The following is a 17972-nucleotide window of genomic DNA, read 5'->3' as shown; positions in this document are numbered from 1 at the left end:
TCCTTTTACGTAATCCGAAAGCCTAGGCCTTCTTCTTCTTTTCCGGCCAGGGGCCGAGCTTTTCCTTGTTGCTGGTTGCTTCGCCAACGCGGGTGGAGTCGGCGAGGTCGCCCACCTTGTGCACCTTCAGAGAGTTGGTGGAGCCGGCCTTTCCGGGAGGCGAACCGGCGGCAATAACCACCAGGTCGCCGTCGTCCACCAGGCCCATCTCCATGAGGCTGCGGTCAACCTGCGCGGTCATCTCATCGGTGTGGTCCACCATCTGGACCAGCACCGGCTGGATGCCCCAGGTCAGTGCCAGCTGGTTCCAGACCTGCTCCACCGGAGTGAAAGCGAAGACCGGCTTGATGGGGCGCAGGCGGGACAGGCGGCGTGCGGAGTCGCCGGACTGGGTGAAAGCACAGATGTACTTTGCGTCCAGCTGGTCGGCAATTTCGACGGCGGCACGCGTGATGGCGCCGCCACGGGTCTTGGGCTTGGTACCCAGCGGGGGGACGCGCTCAAGGCCGTGGACCTCGGTGGACTCGATGATCCGGGCCATGACCTTGACGGTCTCGATGGGGTACTTGCCCACGCTGGTCTCGCCGGAGAGCATCACAGCGTCTGCACCGTCGAGGACGGCGTTGGCGCAGTCGGAGGCCTCTGCACGGGTGGGGCGCGGGTTGTCGATCATGGATTCCAGGACCTGGGTTGCCACGATGACCGGCTTGGCCCAGCGGCGGGCCAGCTCGATGGCACGCTTCTGGACGATCGGCACTTCCTCCAGGGGAAGCTCAACGCCCAGGTCGCCACGGGCCACCATGATGGCGTCAAACGCATCGATGATCTCGGACAGCTGCTCCACGGCCTGGGGCTTCTCGATCTTGGCGATGACCGGCACGCGGCGGCCTTCCTCGTCCATGATCTCGTGCACGCGGACAATGTCCGACGCGTCCCGGACGAAGGAAAGTGCCACCAGGTCAACGCCGCGGCGCATGGCCCAGCGGAGGTCGTCCTCATCCTTTTCGCTCAGGGCGGGCACGTTGACGGCCACGCCGGGAAGGTTGATGCCCTTGTTGTTGGACACCATGCCGCCCACGGTCACCTCGGCGACCACCTTGACGTCGTCAACAGCCGTGGCACGCAGGGCCACCTTGCCGTCGTCGATCAGCAGGGCGTCGCCCACGTTAACGTCATCGGTGAGGCTCTTCAGCGTGGTGGAGCAGATGTCCTTGGTGCCGGGAACGTCTTCGGTGGTGATGGTGAACGTGTCGCCAACGGCGAGTTCGTGCGGGCCGTCAACGAAGCGGCCCAGGCGGATTTTGGGACCCTGCAGGTCGGCCATGATGGCCACGGCCTTGCCCAGGTCCGCCGCTGCCTTGCGGACGTTCTCGTAGGTGTTGTCGTGCACGGAGTAGTCGCCGTGGCTCATGTTCATGCGGGCAACGTCAACACCGGCTTCCAGTACCGCGAGTGTGTTTTCGTAGCTGGCGATGGCCGGGCCGAACGTAGCCACAATTTTTGCGCGTCTCATATACCTACCCTATTGGTCTCTTGCATTGGTTAAGTTGTCGCGGAGGTGAACCTCCGGTGCATCGCTAGAGGACGGCGATGGCGCGGTCCGTCGGGGCCACGGGAGCGGGCAGGATGGTGCTGCCCATCAGGTACTTGTCCACGGCTGCGGCGGCGGCGCGCCCTTCGGCGATGGCCCACACAATGAGGGACTGGCCGCGGCCGGCGTCACCGGCCACGAAGACGCCCTCGGTGTTGGTCATGTAGTAGCCGTCGCGGGACACGTTGCCGCGGCCGTCGAACTCCGCCTTGACCTGCTCGGTGATGCCTGCGGGCTCCGCTCCGGTGAAGCCGAGTGACAGGAACACCAGGTCCGCGGGAATGATCCGTTCCGTGCCGGCCTTGGGCAGGCGCTTGCCGTCAACGAATTCCGTCTCGGCAACCTTGACGCCCGTCAGCTTGCCGTCCTCGCCCACGAACTCCACGGTGGAGGCAAGGTACGTGCGCTCACCGCCTTCCTCGTGGGCGCTGGCAACCTCGAACAGCGTGGGGAACGTCGGCCACGGCTGGTGGCCGGCGCGCTCCGCCGGCGGCTGCTTGCCGATTGCCAAAGTGGTCACCGAGGCGGCACCGTGCCGGTGTGCGGTGCCGAGGCAGTCCGCGCCGGTGTCGCCGCCGCCGAGGATCACCACGTGCTTGCCCTGGGCGTGGATCTGGTTCTCGATTGCCTCCCCGGCCACGGCACGGTTTGCCGGAACCAGGTAGTCCATGGCGAAGTGCACGCCGTCCAGTTCGCGGCCCGGGATGGGCAGGTCCCTCGGGACGGTTGCGCCGGTGCAGACCACCACGGCGTCGTAACGCCGCCGCAGCTGCTCCCAGGTCACGTCGGTGCCCACGGCCACGCCGGTACGGAAGCGGGTGCCTTCCGCTTTCATCTGCTCGACGCGGCGGTCCACCTGCTCCTTTTCCATCTTGAAGTCGGGGATGCCGTAGCGGAGCAGGCCGCCGATCTTGTCGTCGCGCTCGTACACGGCCACGGTGTGGCCCACGCGGGTTAGCTGCTGCGCCACCGCCAGCCCTGCGGGGCCGGAGCCGACGACGGCGACCGTCTTGCCGGTCAGGCGTGCGGGAGGCAGGGGCTCTACCCAGCCGTTGTCCCAGGCTTCGTCAATGATGGAGACTTCCACCTGCTTGATGGTGACCGCAGGCTGGTTGATCCCCAACACGCAGGACGCCTCACACGGCGCCGGGCAGAGCCGGCCGGTGAACTCCGGGAAGTTGTTCGTGGCGTGGAGGCGCTCAATAGCTTCCTCGCCCTTGTCCCGCCACGTGAGGTCGTTCCACTCGGGAATGAGGTTGCCCAGGGGGCAGCCCTGGTGGCAGAACGGCACGCCGCAGTCCATGCAGCGGCCGGCCTGTGCCTTCAGGGTGCCCTTCTCCTGCGCCTCGTACACTTCCTTCCAGTCCATGATGCGGACGGGAACGGGACGGCGCGGCTGGGTTTCACGCTGGCGTACTTTCAAAAATCCGCGTGGATCAGCCACCGGTTACCTCCAGGATTCGGGACCACACTTCTTCGCCGTCGGGGTCCAGGCCCTCTTCGATGGCGTCGAGACGGGTCTGCAGTACGGCAGCATAGTCGCGCGGCAGCACCTTGGTAATGCGGGCGGCGGTGTCATCGAAGTTCTCGAGGAGGCGCGCCGCCAGCTGGGAATCAGTTTCTTCAACGTGCTTGACCAGCAGGCCGTGCACTATGTCGCGGTCCTCGGCGTCCAGCTCGCGGAGCTGGAGTTCGCCGGACTGCAGGGCGTCCTTGTTGACGCGGGCAGCGTCAAGGTCAAGGACGTACGCGGTACCGCCGGACATGCCGGCACCGAAGTTGCGTCCGGTGCGGCCGATGATCAGCGTCTGGCCGCCGGTCATGTACTCGCAGCCGTGGTCGCCGATGCCTTCGACGACGGCGGTGGCGCCTGAGTTGCGGACCAGGAAGCGTTCGCCCACCTGGCCGCGCAGGAACATTTCACCGCTCGTTGCACCGTAGCCAATAACGTTGCCGGCGATGACGTTGGTCTCCGCTTTGAAGACGTTGGTGCGGTCCGGGCGGACGATGATGCGGCCGCCGGAGAGGCCCTTGCCCACATAGTCGTTGGAGTCGCCGAACAGCCGCAGGGTGATGCCCGCGGGCAGGAACGCGCCCAGGGACTGGCCGGCGGTGCCGCTGAGGGTGATATCAATGGTGTCCGTGGCCAGGACATCCGTGCCGAACGTCTTGGTGACCACGTGCCCCAGCATGGTGCCCACCGAACGGTCCGTGTTGATGACGTCCACGGCAATCTTGACCGGGCTGCGGTCCGTCAGTGCCTCGGTGGACATGGTGATCAGGCGCTGGTCGAAGTGCTTGTCCAGCTCGTGGTTCTGGCCGGTCATGTTCCGCAGCGGGGCGTCGTCGTCGAACTCCAGCCCGTGCAGGATCGGGTCCAGGTCCAGGCCGTCGGCCTTCCAGTGGTTGACGGCCTCCCGGGCGTCGAGGACCTCGGCGTGGCCGATTGCCTCCTCCAGGCTGCGGAAGCCAAGCTCGGCCAGGATTTCGCGGACTTCCTCTGCGAGGAACTCGAAGAAGTTGACCACGAATTCGGGCTTGCCGCTGAAGCGTGCGCGGAGTTCCGGGTTCTGCGTTGCCACGCCCACCGGGCAGGTGTCCAGATGGCAGACGCGCATCATGATGCAGCCTTCCACCACCAACGGGGCGGTGGCGAAGCCGAATTCCTCGCCGCCGAGCAGCGCTGCGATCACCACGTCGCGTCCGGTCTTGAGCTGGCCGTCCACCTGCACCACCACGCGGTCGCGCAGTCCGTTCAGCATCAGGGTCTGCTGGGTCTCGGCCAGGCCGAGCTCCCACGGAACACCAGCGTGCTTGAGCGAGTTCAGCGGCGAGGCGCCGGTTCCGCCGTCATGGCCGGAGACCAGTACGACGTCGGCCTTCGCCTTGGTGACACCGGCGGCAACCGTGCCGATGCCCACCTCGGAGACGAGCTTGACGTGCACCCGGGCCGAGGGGTTGGCGCGCTTGGCATCGTAGATCAGCTGCGCGAGGTCCTCGATGGAGTAGATGTCGTGGTGCGGGGGCGGGGAGATGAGCCCGACGCCGGGCGTCGAGTGCCGCGTCCGGGCCACCCACGGGTAGACCTTCTGCGCCATGAGCTGGCCGCCCTCGCCGGGCTTGGCGCCCTGGGCCATCTTGATCTGGATGTCGTCCGCGTTGGTCAGGTACAGGCTGGTCACGCCGAACCGGCCGGACGCGATCTGCTTGACGGCCGAGCGGCGCTTGGGGTCGAGCAAACGGTCAACGTCCTCGCCGCCTTCGCCGGTGTTGGACTTGCCACCCAGCTGGTTCATGGCGATGGCCAGCGTCTCGTGGGCTTCCTGGGAGATGGAGCCGTAGCTCATGGCACCCGTGGAGAACCGCTTGACGATGCTGGAGACGGGCTCCACTTCCTCGAGCGGAACGGGCGGGCGCTCGTTCTTGAACTTGAGGAGGCCGCGGAGGGTCATCAGGTTCTCGGACTGGTCGTCCACTCCCCTGGTGTACGCCTTGAAGATGTCGTAGCGGCGCTCACGCGTTGCGTGCTGCAGCCGGAACACTGTCTCCGGGTTGAAGAGGTGTGGCTCGCCGTCACGGCGCCACTGGTACTCGCCGCCGCCCAGCAGCGGGCGGTGGGGCTGCTCGATGCCGCCTTCGGGGTAGGCCATCTGGTGGCGCGCCGAAACTTCCGCGGCGATGACGTCCAGGCCCACGCCGCCAAGCTGCGAGTGGGTGCCGGCGAAGAACTCGTCCACCAGCTCCTGGCCCAAGCCGAGCGCCTCGAACGTCTGGGCGCCGGTGTAGGACGCCACCGTGGAGATGCCCATCTTGGACATGATCTTCAGGACGCCCTTGCCGAGGCCCTTGATCAGGTTGTACACGCCGTCCTGCGGGGTGACCCCGGTGACGTCGCCGGCGGCAATCAACTGCTCCACCGATTCCATGGCCAGGTACGGGTTGACGGCGGAGGCGCCGTAGCCGATCAGGACGGCCACATGGTGCGTCTCGCGGACGTCCCCGGCTTCCACCACCAGGGCAGTCTTGGTGCGGTTGGCGCTGCGCAGCAGGTGGTGGTGCACGGCGCTGACCAGCAGCAGCGACGGGATGGGCGCCCACTGCGCGTTGGAGTCGCGGTCGGAGAGCACCACGTACTGGACGCCGCGGTTGATGGCACCGGACACCTGCTCGCAGATCTCGGTGAGCCGTGCACGGAGCGCGTTCTCGCCGCCCTCGGGGCGGTACAGCCCGCGGACTTTCATGGCCACCTTGTCGCCGTCGGCGTTTTCAATGTTGGCGATCTTGGCGAGCTGGTCGTTGTTGATCACCGGGAACGGCAGCTGGACCTGCGGCTGGCGGACCTGCTTGGTGTCCAGGAGGTTGCCGTTGGGGCCGATGGCACACGTCAGGGAGGTGACCAGTTCCTCGCGGATGGCATCCAGCGGCGGGTTGGTCACCTGCGCGAAGGACTGCACGAAGTAGTCAAAGAGCAGACGGGGGCGCTTGGACAGCACGGCCACCGGGGTGTCCGAGCCCATGGCGCCCAGCGGCTCGGCGCCGGTGCGGGCCATCGGGCCGAGCAGGATCTTCAGTTCCTCGGTGGTGTAGCCGAAGGTGCGCTGCCGGATGTTCACCGACGCGGCCGTGTGGACCACGTGCTCGCGTTCGGGGAGCTCGTTGAGGTCAATCAGGTTGTCCTTGACCCACTCCGCCCACGGGTTGGCGGCGGCGACCTCGGCCTTGACCTCTTCATCGTCGATGACGCGGCCAGCCTCGGTGTCCACCAGGAACATCTTGCCCGGGGACACGCGGCCCTTCTTGACCACCTTGGAGGCTTCGACGTCGATGACGCCCACCTCGGAGGCGAAGACGATCAGGCCGTCCTCGGTGATCCAGAAGCGTCCCGGACGCAGGCCGTTGCGGTCAAGCGTGGCGCCCACCAGGCTGCCGTCAGTGAAGGAGACGGCAGCGGGGCCGTCCCACGGTTCCATCAGCAGGGAGTGGTACTCGTAGAACGCACGCCGTGCCGGATCCATGGTGGCGTGGTTTTCCCAGGCCTCGGGGATCATCATCATGATCGAGTGCGTGATGGGGCGTCCGGAGAGCCACAGCAGCTCGGCCACCTCGTCGAAGGACGCGGAGTCCGAGGCACCCGGGGTGCAGATGGGGTACAGCTCTTCCGGGGTGTCGCCCAGCAGCGGGTTGGCCAGCTGCGACTGGCGGGCGCGCATCCAGTTCCGGTTGCCCTTGACGGTGTTGATTTCGCCGTTGTGCGCGATGGTGCGGAACGGCTGGGCCAGCGGCCAGGACGGGAAGGTGTTGGTGGAGAAGCGCGAGTGGACGATTGCCAGCTTGGTCTTGAAGCGCTTGTCAGAGAGGTCCGGGTAGAACGGCTCCAGCTGGGCGGTGGTGAGCATGCCCTTGTAGACAATGGTGCGCGAGGACAGCGACGGGAAGTAGACGCCGAACTTGTTCTGGGCGCGCTTGCGGATCCGCCAGGCGCGGGAGTCCAGCTCATTGCGGTCCAGTTCCTCGCCGGTGGCGGATCCCAGGAAGGGCTGGGAGAAGTACGGCATGCAGGCGCGTGCCATGGCCCCGACCAGGTCCGCGACGATGGGCACTTCGCGCCACCCGAGCACCGTCAGGCCCTCGTCGGCTGCCAGGCCCTCGATGCCGGCCTTCGCGGCGTCGGCCTCGCGCTGTTCGGCGGGAAGGAAGGCGGTGCCGGCCACGTACTGGCCGGGAGCGGGAAGTTCGAACTCCGTGACCGCGCGGAAGAACTCGTCCGGGATCTGCATGAGGAGGCCCGCGCCGTCACCGGTGCCCTCGTCCGCGCCCACGGCACCGCGGTGCTCAAGGTTGCGCAGGGCAGTGAGGGCGGCGTCCACGATGTCATAGCCGGGCTCGCCGCGGAGCGTGGCGATGATCGCAAGACCGCAGGCGTCCTTCTCCTGCTCCGGGTTGTAGAGCCCGGCCGCCTCCGGCAGGGCTGCGAAGCGCTTGAACGGCGACATGGCAGTCTCAGGCTGGTCCGGTTCTGACCAGCTGGGAGTGTGAAGAGTTTGGGTCATGGGAGACGTCCTTCCTCCTGATCGTGCGTATGGAAGGGACACCGTTGGCCCCACTCGTCGGCGCCGCTCTGATGGGCACAACAAAGTGTTATTTACTGGAAATTGTAGGTCAGCATGGCCTGCTGAACTAACAGTTACGCAGGCCCCTGCCCCGGGCAACACCGGACAGCAGCTCTATGCTGTCCAGGGTGGCCCCGCTGCCACGACGCTGTGGTGATTGGGCGCTTCGAGCGGTGGCTCTGCTGCCCTGCCTGGCCCGCGCGCTACTTGGTAGCGCCGGCTTCCGGCCCGGTTCCTGTGGCGGTGCTGCCGGACTTTCCGGCGGCCGTTGCATCCGGTCCGGGCGTGGTGCCCGCCGGTGCAGCCGCGGCCTCTTCCGTTGGCACGGAAGCACGCCGGGAACCGTTTTGGTTATCAGGGAGATTATCACGCGATTCACTATCTGAGACAACAGTGTCCGGATCACGGACCTCGTCGCCGGCGGCGGCTGCAGCCTTCGGACCGTCAGCCTTCTCCGGCTCACGGCCCGTTAAATACACGGTGTCCCGCCCGGTGCGCTTCTTCCGTCCCAGCAGGATGAAGGCCACGAGGGCTGCCAGGAACACGAAGATGCTGGTCCAGACGTTCAGGCGGGTGGTGATGCCAAACAGTTCAATCTGCTCGGCGTCATCGATCCGCATCGCCTCGATCCAGACCCGGCCCAGCGTGTAGTACATGGCGTACAGCCAGAAGAGCCTGCTGCGCCGGAAGTTGAACTTCCGGTCCAGTGCGAGCAGGAGGACGACGCCGGCCAGGTTCCACAGCGATTCGTACAGGAACGTGGGGTGGAACAGCGTGTCCGCCGGAGTTCCGGCCGGAAAGTTGGGGTTGTCGGCGTCGATCTGCAGGCCCCACGGCAAAGTGGTGGGGCCGCCGAAGAGTTCCTGGTTGAAGTAGTTGCCCCAGCGGCCTATGGCCTGGGCCAGCAGCAGCCCTGGCGCGGCGGCGTCCAGGAAGGCGCTGAGCTTGACGCCGCTGCGGCGGCAGCCGATCCAGGCGCCCACGACACCCAGCACAACGGCGCCCCAGATGCCGAGTCCGCCGCGCTGGATCTGCGGAATCAGGGACAGGTCGCCGGTGCCGTCGAAGCCTGGGCCGAAGTAGGCGTCAGGCGATGACACCACGTGGTAGAGGCGGCCTCCGATGATGCCGAAGGGGATGGCCCAGACCACGATGTCCCAGACGCTGCCTTCAGGCGCGCCGCGTTTGGCCCAGCGGACGGAGGTCAGCCAGAGGCCCGCCATGATGCCCGCCAGGATACAGAGGGCGTAGGCGTGGATGCGCAGCGTTCCCCAGGGCAGGGGAATATCGAAACCGGACCAGTCCGGGCTCGGAATGCTGGCCGGCACCAGTGCGGCTGCCTGAAGGAGGATCTGCATTGACTAGGCTTCTTCCTCTGTCAGTCCGGAGCGGCTCAGTCCGGTGCTGAGGTCCTTGGTGAGGGCAGCGACGGCGTCCACACCGCCGTCTCGGATTGCTGCCACCAGGGCGGTGCCCACGATCACCCCTTCGGCGTAGGCGGCGATCTCGCGGACCTGGCTGGCGTTGGAGACGCCAAGGCCCACGCAGACGCGGTCGGCGCCGGCAGCGTGTGCTGCTGCCACTACGTCCTTCGCCGCGGTGCTGACGGAGGTCCGCGCGCCGGTGACGCCCATGATTGACACGGCATAGACGAAGCCCCGGCTGGCGTCCACTGTCCGCTGCATGCGCTCGGGGGTGGAGGACGGCGCCACGAGGAACACCCGGTCCAGGCCGTACTTGTCGGAGGCTTCCATCCACTCGGAAGCCTCGTCCGGAATGAGGTCAGGGGTGATGAGCCCTGCTCCCCCGGCTTCGGCCAGGCGGCGGGAAAACTCGTCCACACCCATGCGGACCACGGGGTTCCAGTAGGTCATGACCAGGACGGCGGCATCGGTGCTGCTTGTGATGCCCTGCACGACGTCGAACACCTGGCTGACGGTGAATCCGTTGGCCAGTGCCTCGGTGGTGGCGGCCTGGATGACCTGGCCGTCCATCACTGGGTCGGAGTAGGGAATGCCGATCTCAATGAGGTCGGCACCGTTCTCAGCCAGGGCGATGCCCGCAGCGATGGTGTCTTCAACCCTGGGGTAGCCGGCGGGAAGGTAGCCGATCAGGGCGGCGCGGCCCTCGGCACGGGCCTTGTCGATGGCCGCTGCTGACTTGCTGGTGGTCTGTGCAGTGGTCACAGCTGCTCCCCCTCTTTGCCGATTTCCGACTCGGCGGAATCCTTGTCCAACAGGTCAAACCATTCGGCTGCGGTGGCTACATCCTTGTCGCCGCGGCCCGAAAGGTTCACGATCACGATCTTGTCCTGCGCAGTCCCGCCGCTGGCCGCGGCTTCGGCGGCAAGGCGCTGGCCCACCTTGATGGCTCCGGCCAGGGCATGGGAGGACTCAATAGCGGGAATGATGCCTTCCGTGCGGCACAGCAGCCGGAAGGATTCCATGGCCTCGCTGTCCGTGATGGGCTCGTAGCTCACCCGTCCGATGTCCGCCAGGTAGGAGTGCTCGGGGCCCACGCCGGGGTAGTCGAGGCCGGCGGAGATCGAGTGGGACTCGATTGTCTGGCCGTCGTCGTCCTGCATGAGGTAGGACCGGGCACCGTGCAGCACGCCGGGCTTGCCCAGCGTGATGGTGGCTGCGTGGCGCCCCGTGTCCACGCCGTCGCCGCCGGCTTCGAATCCGTAGATCTTCACGGACGGATCGTCAAGGAAGCCGTGAAAGATGCCGATGGCGTTGGAGCCGCCGCCGATGCAGGCACAGACGGCGTCCGGGAGCCGGCCTTCCTGCTCCAGGATCTGGGCACGGGCTTCCTCCCCGATGACTTCGTGGAAGTACCGCACCATGGCCGGGAAGGGGTGCGCGCCTGCCGCGGTGCCAAGGAGGTAGTGGGTGTTGTCCACGTTGGCCACCCAGTCGCGCAGGGCGTCGTTGATGGCGTCCTTGAGGGTCTGCGATCCGCTGGTCACGGGGATGACTGTGGCGCCAAGGAGTTCCATGCGCGCAACGTTCAGCGCCTGGCGGCGGCAGTCCTCGGCACCCATGTAGACGACGCACTCGAGCCCCATGAGGGCAGCGGCAGTGGCGCTGGCCACACCGTGCTGGCCTGCGCCGGTCTCAGCGATGACGCGGGTCTTACCCATCCGCTTGGCGAGCAGCGCCTGGCCGAGGACGTTGTTGATCTTGTGCGATCCGGTGTGGTTGAGGTCCTCGCGCTTGAGGAAGATGCGGACCCCTCCGGCGTGCTGGGAGAAGCGCTTGGCTTCGGTCAGCAGGGACGGGCGGCCGGAGTAGTTCTTGTTCAGGTCGGCGATCTGTGCCCGGAATTCGGGATCTTCCTTGGCCTTGTTGAAGGTGTCCTCAAGCTCGTCCAACGCGGCGATCAGGGATTCCGGCATCCAGCGTCCGCCGTAGCTTCCGAAGTAGGGCCCCGGGGCGTGCTTCAGGGAGCCGCCCTGCAGGAATGCTTCGGCGGCATTGTTGTCAGTATCGTTGCCGGCGTTGCCGGAGGGTGCTTCAGCCATCAGTCCCGTCCTGTTCCAGTTGGATGTTTCTCAAAGTGTGGTGCCCGCGGGCCGGGTATACAGGACCGGCCGGCCGGGCGAGCCCCGCCTTCCGCTCCTGCACCGTGTGTGCGTCAGGCGCGGGCTGCGATGGCGGCGGCGCCTGCCGCCTTGAATTCGGCGATCCGCTCCCGCGGCGTCGAGTGGCTGACCAGGGCCTCGCCGACGAGCACGGCGTTGGCGCCGCTGGCGGCGTAATGCGTGACGTCGTCGGCGTCCCGTACGCCGGACTCGGCGACCACCACTGCCCCGGCCGGGATCTGCCCGGCCAGTGAGGCAAAGACCGAACGGTCGACGTCGAGCGTCTTCAGGTTCCGCACGTTGACGCCGATAATGCGCGCCTGCGCGGCAACCGCCCGCTCGATTTCCTCTTCAGTGTGCGTTTCCACCAGCACGCTCATGCCAAGGTCGCGGCTGAGGGCACTGAACTCGGCGAGCTGGGCGTCGGAGAGCGCGGCAACGATGAGGAGGATCAGGTCCGCGCCGTGGGCACGGGCTTCCCAGATCTGGTACTCGTCAAGGGTGAAGTCCTTCCGCAGGAGTGGAACGTCGACGGCGGCCCGCACGGCGTCGAGGTCCGCGAGGGACCCGCTGAAGCGGCGCTGTTCGGTGAGGACGCTGATGACGGAGGCACCGCCGTCGGCATACTGCCTGGCGAGGGACGCGGGGTCCCCGATGGCGGCAAGGTCTCCCTTGGAGGGGCTGCGGCGTTTAATTTCCGCGATGACTTTGAGCTCAGCCCGGGAAGGTGATGGGCCGCCGAGCGCTGCCCAGGCGTCGCGGGCAGGTGCCGCGGCCTGCGCCAGGTCCTTCAGTTCAGCCAGCGAAACAAGCTGTTTCCGGGCCTCCATATCCTCCCTGACACCGGCATTGATGTCATCGAGAACAGTGGACATCAGTGGCCGGAGTTCTTCAGCTTGCTGCCTTCAACGCCGTAGCCTGCCTTGCGCATGACGTAGCCCAGGATCAGGCCCAGCACCATGACGCCGCCGCCGGCGATGAAGATGGGGGTGTTGGCAATGACGAATGCGATTGACATGATCAGGGCGCCGACCAGCATCACGATGACGCAGGTCCAGGCTGCGGGGCTGTTGCCGTGGCCAAGTTCCTGGCTGTGGTCGATGACGCCCGGGGCAACGGTGCGGGTGCCGGACTTGGAAACGGACGCAGGTGCTTTGCTCATGGAAATCTCCTCAGGGTGAATACTGCTTACATTCTGCCATTTTTTGGCCCGCAACCGGTTATCGGGCGGCGCGCAGCCGGTGCCGCGGCCAGTCCAGGCCGGGTCAGGTGGGATCGTCGCCGCGGGAGAGCCGGTCCCAGCTGTCGATCTCGTCCACCGGGCCTGCTGCCGCGGGACTGCCCGCCGCCGGTGCGTCATATTTCGTCCGGGCCTTCCAGTACCGCCCCGCGGGGACAATCAGCAGGGCAGCCAGGGCCAGCAGGCATCCGGCCACGACGGCGAGGAGCGGGAAGGCAGTGACAGCCACCTGGGCCTGGCTTCCGGTAACGCCGGTGGCTTCCGCAATGGAACCCTGGGCGGCCGCCAGCGGGCTGGAGAGGACCGTCGCGGCCGCGGCGACAATTCCGGCGGCGGCCAGGACGATGATGGCGGTGATGATCCACCGGGCAATCCTGCCGGCAATGGCGGCTGCCAGTCCCCCGGCGAGGGCCACCAGGGCCAGGGCCGTGACGGCGGTGGCGGCCTTGCTGCCCTGCACCGGGAGTGGTTCCTGCGCGGCGCCGCCCTGGCCAAGCTGGTTGGGATCGAGGGTGACACTGATCCAGGTCTGGGTGGTGGTGCCGAAGACCGCCAGGGCCAGGACGGAAATGAGCAGCACCAATGTGGACCTGCGTGCCCAGGCGGGCGCCGCCGGGCCCGTGCCCGCAGCTGCCGCATGTGCTGAGCCTGCTTGCCCTGCTGCAGGTTCCTGTGCTTGTGCGGGTTCCGGACGGGGCATCAGGACTCCGACCCGCCGGGAAGCGAGTCCGCGGAGATGTTCTGCAAGGTACCCGCGGTGTGGACGGCGCGGAGGGGCGCTGCGGCCTTGTTGACGGTTTCCAGGGCCTCGGTGTCGTTGACCGAATCAGCCACGATGCCGCCCCCGGCCTGGACATAGGCGCGCCCGTCCCGGATCAGCGCGGAGCGGATGGCGATGGCCATGTCCATGTCGCCCGCGAAATCGAGGTAGCCCACCACTCCGCCGTAGATACCCCGGCGGTGCGGTTCGAGTTCGTCCAGGAGTCGCAGCGCACGGGGCTTGGGGGCGCCGGAAAGGGTGCCGGCCGGGAAGGTTGCCTTCAGCACGTCATAGGCCTTGGCCTGCGGCGAAAGCTGCCCCACCACGGTGGACACCAGGTGCATGATGTGGCTGAAGCGCTCCACCTCCATGAACTGGGTGACGTCCACCGTCCCCGCCACGCAGACCTTGGACAGATCGTTCCGTGAAAGGTCCACCAGCATCAGGTGTTCGGCACGTTCCTTCTGGTCCGCCAGGAGTTCCTCGGCAAGTGCCTTGTCCGCCTCCACTGTCCGGCCCCGCGGCCGGGACCCGGCAATGGGGTGGGTGATGACTTCCTCACCGGTCACCGTCACCAGCGCCTCGGGCGAGGAACCAACAATGGAATACTCCCGGCCCTCGGCGTCCTCGAGGCTGAAAATGTACATGTAGGGGCTCGGGTTGGTGTTCCGCAGGACCCGGTAGACGTCCAGGGCCGATGCCTGGCACTCCATTTCGAAGCGGCGGGAGATGACCACCTGGAACACCTCGCCGTCCACGATGGCCTCCTTGCCGCGGTCCAGGGCAGCCAGGTACTCGGCCTCGTCCCAGCGCTCCTGGACGCTCGAGGCGAAGTCCAGTGCCGCGGGAGCCAGGACCGAGACGGGCTGCGCCACGGGAGTGCTGACCTTGGCAAGCAGCGCCTTGACCCTGGCCACGGCGTCGTGCCAGGCCTCATCCACGCGCTCGGAGCTGTCATCGAAATTGATGGCGTTTGCGATGAGCAGCACGGTGCCGTCCACATTGTCGTGGACGGCCATGTCCGTGACCAGGTTCAACGCCATCTCCGGGAGCTGCAGGTCGTCCTCGGGCGGGCTGACCAGGCGTTCCCAGTGCCGGACCGTTTCCCAGCCCAGGAATCCCACCAGGCCGGAGGTAAAGGGCGGCAGTCCGTCGAACCTGTCGGTCCGGAGGGCTTCGATGGTGTCGCGAATGGCGTCCACCGGGCTGCCGTCCACGGGGACGCCGGCGGGAGGCTGGCCCAGCCAGTGTGCGTTCCCGTCCTTGGTGGTCAGGGTGGCCCTGGACCTCGCGCCGATGAACGAGTAGCGGGACCACGCCCCGCCTACTGCCGCGGATTCCATCAGGAACGTGCCGGGCTGGCCGTTCGCGAGCTTCCGGTACAGGCCGATGGGGGTCTCGGCGTCCGCGAGCACCTTGAGCCGGACGGGGATGACGCGGCTGTGCCCGGCCAGCTCCCTGAATTCCTCGAGGCCCGGGCTGATGATTCCAAGGTCCTGCATGGCTATGCTGTTCCGCCTGTTCTCGTTGGGCCGTCTGCGCCGGCGCATGTGGGTGTGCTTGCGGGGGCGGCCGGCCCTCCCCCGCGTGACCGCAGCTGGCTGCGGCTCCTGAAGATGTTCAGCCCGCCTGGCCGGTGGTGACAGCCAGGTCCCGGCCGTCGAAGCAGGTGCGGGTGCCGGTGTGGCACGCTGCGCCCACTTGGTCCACCCGCACGAGCAGCGCGTCGCCGTCGCAGTCCATCGCCACGGACTTGACCCACTGCACGTGCCCGGAGGTGTCCCCCTTGCGCCAGTATTCCTGGCGGGAACGCGAGTAGAAGGTGACCCTCCCGGTGGTCATGGTGCGGTGCAGGGCTTCGTCGTCCATCCAGCCCAGCATCAGGACCTCGTTGGTGTCGTACTGCTGCACCACCGCGGCCACCAGGCCGGCGCTGTCACGCTTGAGCGCGGCGGCCAGTTCCCCGGGAAGCGGGCTTGGGGATGACGCGGCGGCCGGGCCGGGCGTGGCAGCCACAGGCACGGCGGAGCCGGGGTTCGGGACGGGGGCGGGGTACTCAGACATCAGGTCAAGTCTAGTGCCTGCACCGCCGCCCCGAACGTGTGTGAACAACGGCACGCCAGCGGGGTGGCCGCGCTGCCCAACTCCGCGCCGGTCATGCTAGTTTCACAAGTGATGCATTTCGTCGAACCGTCCCGAGAAGTCCTGGCCGAGACCCTGCTTGCGGCCGGCCCTGATGCGCCCACGCTGTGCAAGGGCTGGCGCACCAGGGACCTTGCCGCGCACCTGTACCTGCGCGAACGCAAAGCAGCCGTAGGGCTGGGCCTGATTATCAAACGGCTGGCTAAAGCCTCGGACCAGGCCACTGCCAGGCTCGCCGCGAAACTGACCACTCCGGAAGCTTACGCAAAGCTGGTCAACACATTCCGGGCAGGGCCGCCTGCGCTGTCCCCGATGAACATCAAGGCCCTCGACGAGAGCTCCAACCTCATCGAATACTTCGTGCACACAGAGGACATCCGCCGCGCCGTTGACCGGTGGGCGCCGCGGGCACTCGACGAGGCGTACTCGGAGGCCCTCTGGGACGAACTCGTCAAGCGCGCCGCGATCCTTTACCGCGGCGTTGACCTGGGAATCGTCCTGGTCCGCCCGTCCGGGCCCCGGCACGTCGCCAAGCGCGCACCTGTATCGGTGGCCATCGTGGGTGAGCCGGGCGAGCTGCTGATGCACGCCCACGGCCGCACCCGCCACGCCCTGGTGACCTTCGAAGGCCAGCCCGACGCCGTCGCGCTCCTCCAGTCGGCTGAAGTAGGCCTCTAACCCCTCCAACTGAGTAGCGCTAAGTGTCGTTATGAGCCCCCAAAACGACACTTGGCGCTACTCAGTTGGGTTGGGACACGCGTTAGCGGACTTCGAAGCCTGCGTTCCGGATGGCGTCCTTGACCTGGGACATCATGTTGTCCGGTCCCCAGTGGAAGATCGATGCTGCCAGCACCGCGTCGGCACCCGCGGCGACGGCCGGCGGGAAGTGGGCAGGCTCCCCTGCCCCGCCCGAGGCAATAATCGGGACCTTCACCGCAGCCCGGACCAGCCTGATGAGTTCGAGGTCGAAGCCGTCCTTGGTGCCGTCAGCGTCAATGGAGTTGAGCAGGATCTCGCCCACTCCGCGTTCCGCGGCTTCCCTGGCCCACTCAATGGCGTCGATCCCGGTGCCGGTCCGTCCGCCGTGGGTGGTTACTTCAAAGCCCGACGGCGTGGGCTGGGACCCGGGGCGGGTGCGGCGGGCATCGAGGGACAGGACGAGGACCTGGGAACCGAAGTGCCGGGTGATTTCGTCGATGACGTCGGGCCGGGCGACGGCGGCGGTGTTGATGGAAGCCTTGTCCGCGCCGTACCGCAGCAGCTTGTCCACCTCGGCGACACCGCGGACGCCGCCGCCCACCGTGAGCGGAATGAAGACTTCCTCCGCGGTGCGGCGGACGACGTCGAACGTGGTTTCCCGGTTGCCCGAGGACGCCGTGACGTCCAGGAAGGTCAGCTCGTCCGCGCCGGCGTTGTCGTAGCGGTGCGCCAGCTCCACGGGATCGCCGGCGTCCCGCAGGCCCTCGAAGTTAACGCCTTTGACGACGCGCCCGGCGTCCACGTCGAGGCAGGGAATGACGCGTACTGCTACTGCCATGGGAGCTCCTGGAAATTCTGTCTTTTGCTGCGCTGGGTTGTTAAAGCGCGGGTTGGTACTGCGGGGGCCGGCTCAGATGCGGCAGGCGTGGATGCTGCTGACCAGGATGGCGCGTGCACCGAGGTCGTACAGCTCGTCCATGATCCGGTTGGTTTCCTTCTTCGGGACCATAGAGCGGACGGCCACCCAGTCCGAATCCCGCAGCGGGGAGACGGTGGGCGATTCCAGGCCGGGGGTCAGCGCAGCGGCACTTTCCACCAGTTCCTTGCGGATGTCGTAGTCCATCAGCACATACTGGCGCGCCACCAGCACGCCCTGCAGGCGGCGGATCAGGACCTCGATCTCCTTGGCGGTGCCGTTCGCGGCGCCGCCTTCGCCGGTGCGGCGGATCAGCACGGCCTCGGACTTCAGGATGGGATCGCCGAAGATTTCCATCCCGGCGGCCTTGAGGGTGTTGCCGGTTTCCACGACGTCGGCGATGGCGTCTGCCACGCCCAGCCTGACCGATGATTCAACGGCGCCGTCCAGGCGGACCACCTTGGCGTTGATGCCCTTCCCGGCGAGGTAGCCGCGGAGCAGGCCGTCGTAGCTGGTGGCCAGCCGCTTGCCCTCAAGCTCCTCAACCTTGGCAAAGTCCCCAACGGGACCTGCGAAACGGAACGTCGAGGCAGCGAAGCCCAGCGGAAGGAGCTCTTCCGCCTCCACCTCGGCATCCAGGAGAAGGTCGCGTCCGGTGATGCCGACGTCGAGCGTTCCCTGGCCAACATACACCGCGATGTCCCGCGGGCGGAGGAAGAAGAACTCGATGTCGTTGTCCGGGTCCACCATGACGAGTTCACGGGTATCCCGCCGCTGGCGGTAGCCCGCCTCGGAGAGCATGGCGGAGGCGGCTTCGGACAGGGAGCCCTTGTTGGGGACGGCTACTCGCAGCATTGGAGGTCTTTCTGGTGTGGGGAGGTCTAGGTGTTCAGGCAATGCAGGCCACAGCGGGCACCGGCGGCGTGGAGCG

14 protein-coding genes are annotated in these 17972 nt (G+C 67.0%); 1 reads left to right on the top strand and 13 read right to left on the bottom strand.

Features of this window, described 5'->3' with window-relative positions; translation table 11 throughout:
* Nucleotides 1-22: 22 nt before the first annotated feature.
* The 11 genes from pyk to hisI all read right to left on the bottom strand — a co-directional run bounded on the left by pyk (nucleotide 23) and on the right by hisI (nucleotide 15348).
* The gene (pyk, locus tag ACKAE7_RS07705) at nucleotides 23-1513 is read right to left on the bottom strand and encodes a pyruvate kinase (protein ID WP_188812724.1); all 1491 of its coding nucleotides are present in this window, start codon (nucleotides 1511-1513) and stop codon (nucleotides 23-25) included.
* Nucleotides 1514-1577: 64 nt separating this feature from the next.
* Nucleotides 1578-3035 carry a glutamate synthase subunit beta gene (locus tag ACKAE7_RS07700; protein ID WP_188812726.1) on the bottom strand — a complete coding sequence of 486 codons (1458 nt, stop codon included), beginning with the start codon at nucleotides 3033-3035 and terminating at the stop codon, nucleotides 1578-1580.
* Nucleotides 3028-7641 (bottom strand): glutamate synthase large subunit, encoded by a 4614-nt coding sequence (gene gltB, locus ACKAE7_RS07695; RefSeq protein ID WP_408978854.1) that lies wholly within the window; start codon nucleotides 7639-7641, stop codon nucleotides 3028-3030. Before gltB ends, ACKAE7_RS07700 begins: the two co-directional genes overlap by 8 nt.
* Nucleotides 7642-7904: 263 nt before the next feature.
* Entirely contained in the window at nucleotides 7905-9059 is a 1155-nt protein-coding gene (gene lgt / locus ACKAE7_RS07690) for a prolipoprotein diacylglyceryl transferase (RefSeq protein ID WP_408978853.1), read from the bottom strand.
* A 3-nt stretch (nucleotides 9060-9062) separates the two neighbouring features.
* Nucleotides 9063-9887, bottom strand: coding sequence for a tryptophan synthase subunit alpha (gene trpA, locus ACKAE7_RS07685; RefSeq protein WP_408978852.1), 825 nt, complete (start codon nucleotides 9885-9887; stop codon nucleotides 9063-9065).
* A complete protein-coding gene (trpB, locus tag ACKAE7_RS07680) occupies nucleotides 9884-11224 on the bottom strand; it encodes a tryptophan synthase subunit beta (RefSeq protein ID WP_191035672.1) in 1341 nt (446 codons plus the stop codon). The genes trpA and trpB overlap by 4 nt, the downstream gene beginning before the upstream one ends.
* A gap of 113 nt (nucleotides 11225-11337) precedes the next feature.
* Nucleotides 11338-12159 (bottom strand): indole-3-glycerol phosphate synthase TrpC, encoded by an 822-nt coding sequence (gene trpC / locus ACKAE7_RS07675; RefSeq protein ID WP_188812736.1) that lies wholly within the window; start codon nucleotides 12157-12159, stop codon nucleotides 11338-11340.
* On the bottom strand, nucleotides 12159-12446 hold the full coding sequence (locus ACKAE7_RS07670) for an HGxxPAAW family protein (RefSeq protein WP_066275356.1): 288 nt from the start codon (nucleotides 12444-12446) through the stop codon (nucleotides 12159-12161). The genes trpC and ACKAE7_RS07670 overlap by 1 nt, the downstream gene beginning before the upstream one ends.
* Nucleotides 12447-12549: 103 nt before the next feature.
* On the bottom strand, nucleotides 12550-13224 hold the full coding sequence (locus tag ACKAE7_RS07665) for a Trp biosynthesis-associated membrane protein (protein WP_408978851.1): 675 nt from the start codon (nucleotides 13222-13224) through the stop codon (nucleotides 12550-12552).
* Nucleotides 13224-14786 carry an anthranilate synthase component I gene (locus tag ACKAE7_RS07660; RefSeq protein ID WP_188812739.1) on the bottom strand — a complete coding sequence of 521 codons (1563 nt, stop codon included), beginning with the start codon at nucleotides 14784-14786 and terminating at the stop codon, nucleotides 13224-13226. Before ACKAE7_RS07660 ends, ACKAE7_RS07665 begins: the two co-directional genes overlap by 1 nt.
* Nucleotides 14787-14904: 118 nt before the next feature.
* On the bottom strand, nucleotides 14905-15348 hold the full coding sequence (hisI, locus tag ACKAE7_RS07655; RefSeq protein ID WP_188729999.1) for a phosphoribosyl-AMP cyclohydrolase: 444 nt from the start codon (nucleotides 15346-15348) through the stop codon (nucleotides 14905-14907).
* Between the two features lie 111 nt (nucleotides 15349-15459).
* Here hisI and ACKAE7_RS07650 point away from each other — a divergent pair, with 111 nt between their 5' ends.
* Nucleotides 15460-16104, top strand: coding sequence for a TIGR03085 family metal-binding protein (locus tag ACKAE7_RS07650; protein WP_188812852.1), 645 nt, complete (start codon nucleotides 15460-15462; stop codon nucleotides 16102-16104).
* A gap of 82 nt (nucleotides 16105-16186) precedes the next feature.
* On the opposite strand, the gene hisF is transcribed toward ACKAE7_RS07650, so the two are convergent.
* Both hisF and hisG read right to left on the bottom strand, forming a co-directional pair.
* Nucleotides 16187-16963 carry an imidazole glycerol phosphate synthase subunit HisF gene (hisF, locus tag ACKAE7_RS07645; RefSeq protein ID WP_066275346.1) on the bottom strand — a complete coding sequence of 259 codons (777 nt, stop codon included), beginning with the start codon at nucleotides 16961-16963 and terminating at the stop codon, nucleotides 16187-16189.
* A 72-nt stretch (nucleotides 16964-17035) separates the two neighbouring features.
* The gene (gene hisG, locus ACKAE7_RS07640; protein ID WP_066275344.1) at nucleotides 17036-17896 is read right to left on the bottom strand and encodes an ATP phosphoribosyltransferase; all 861 of its coding nucleotides are present in this window, start codon (nucleotides 17894-17896) and stop codon (nucleotides 17036-17038) included.
* Nucleotides 17897-17972: the final 76 nt, after the last annotated feature.

Origin of the sequence: Pseudarthrobacter sp. NKDBFgelt (assembly GCF_046097905.1) — a bacterium.
Lineage (GTDB): Bacteria > Actinomycetota > Actinomycetes > Actinomycetales > Micrococcaceae > Arthrobacter > Arthrobacter polychromogenes.
This window is presented reverse-complemented; position numbering and strand designations above follow the sequence as displayed.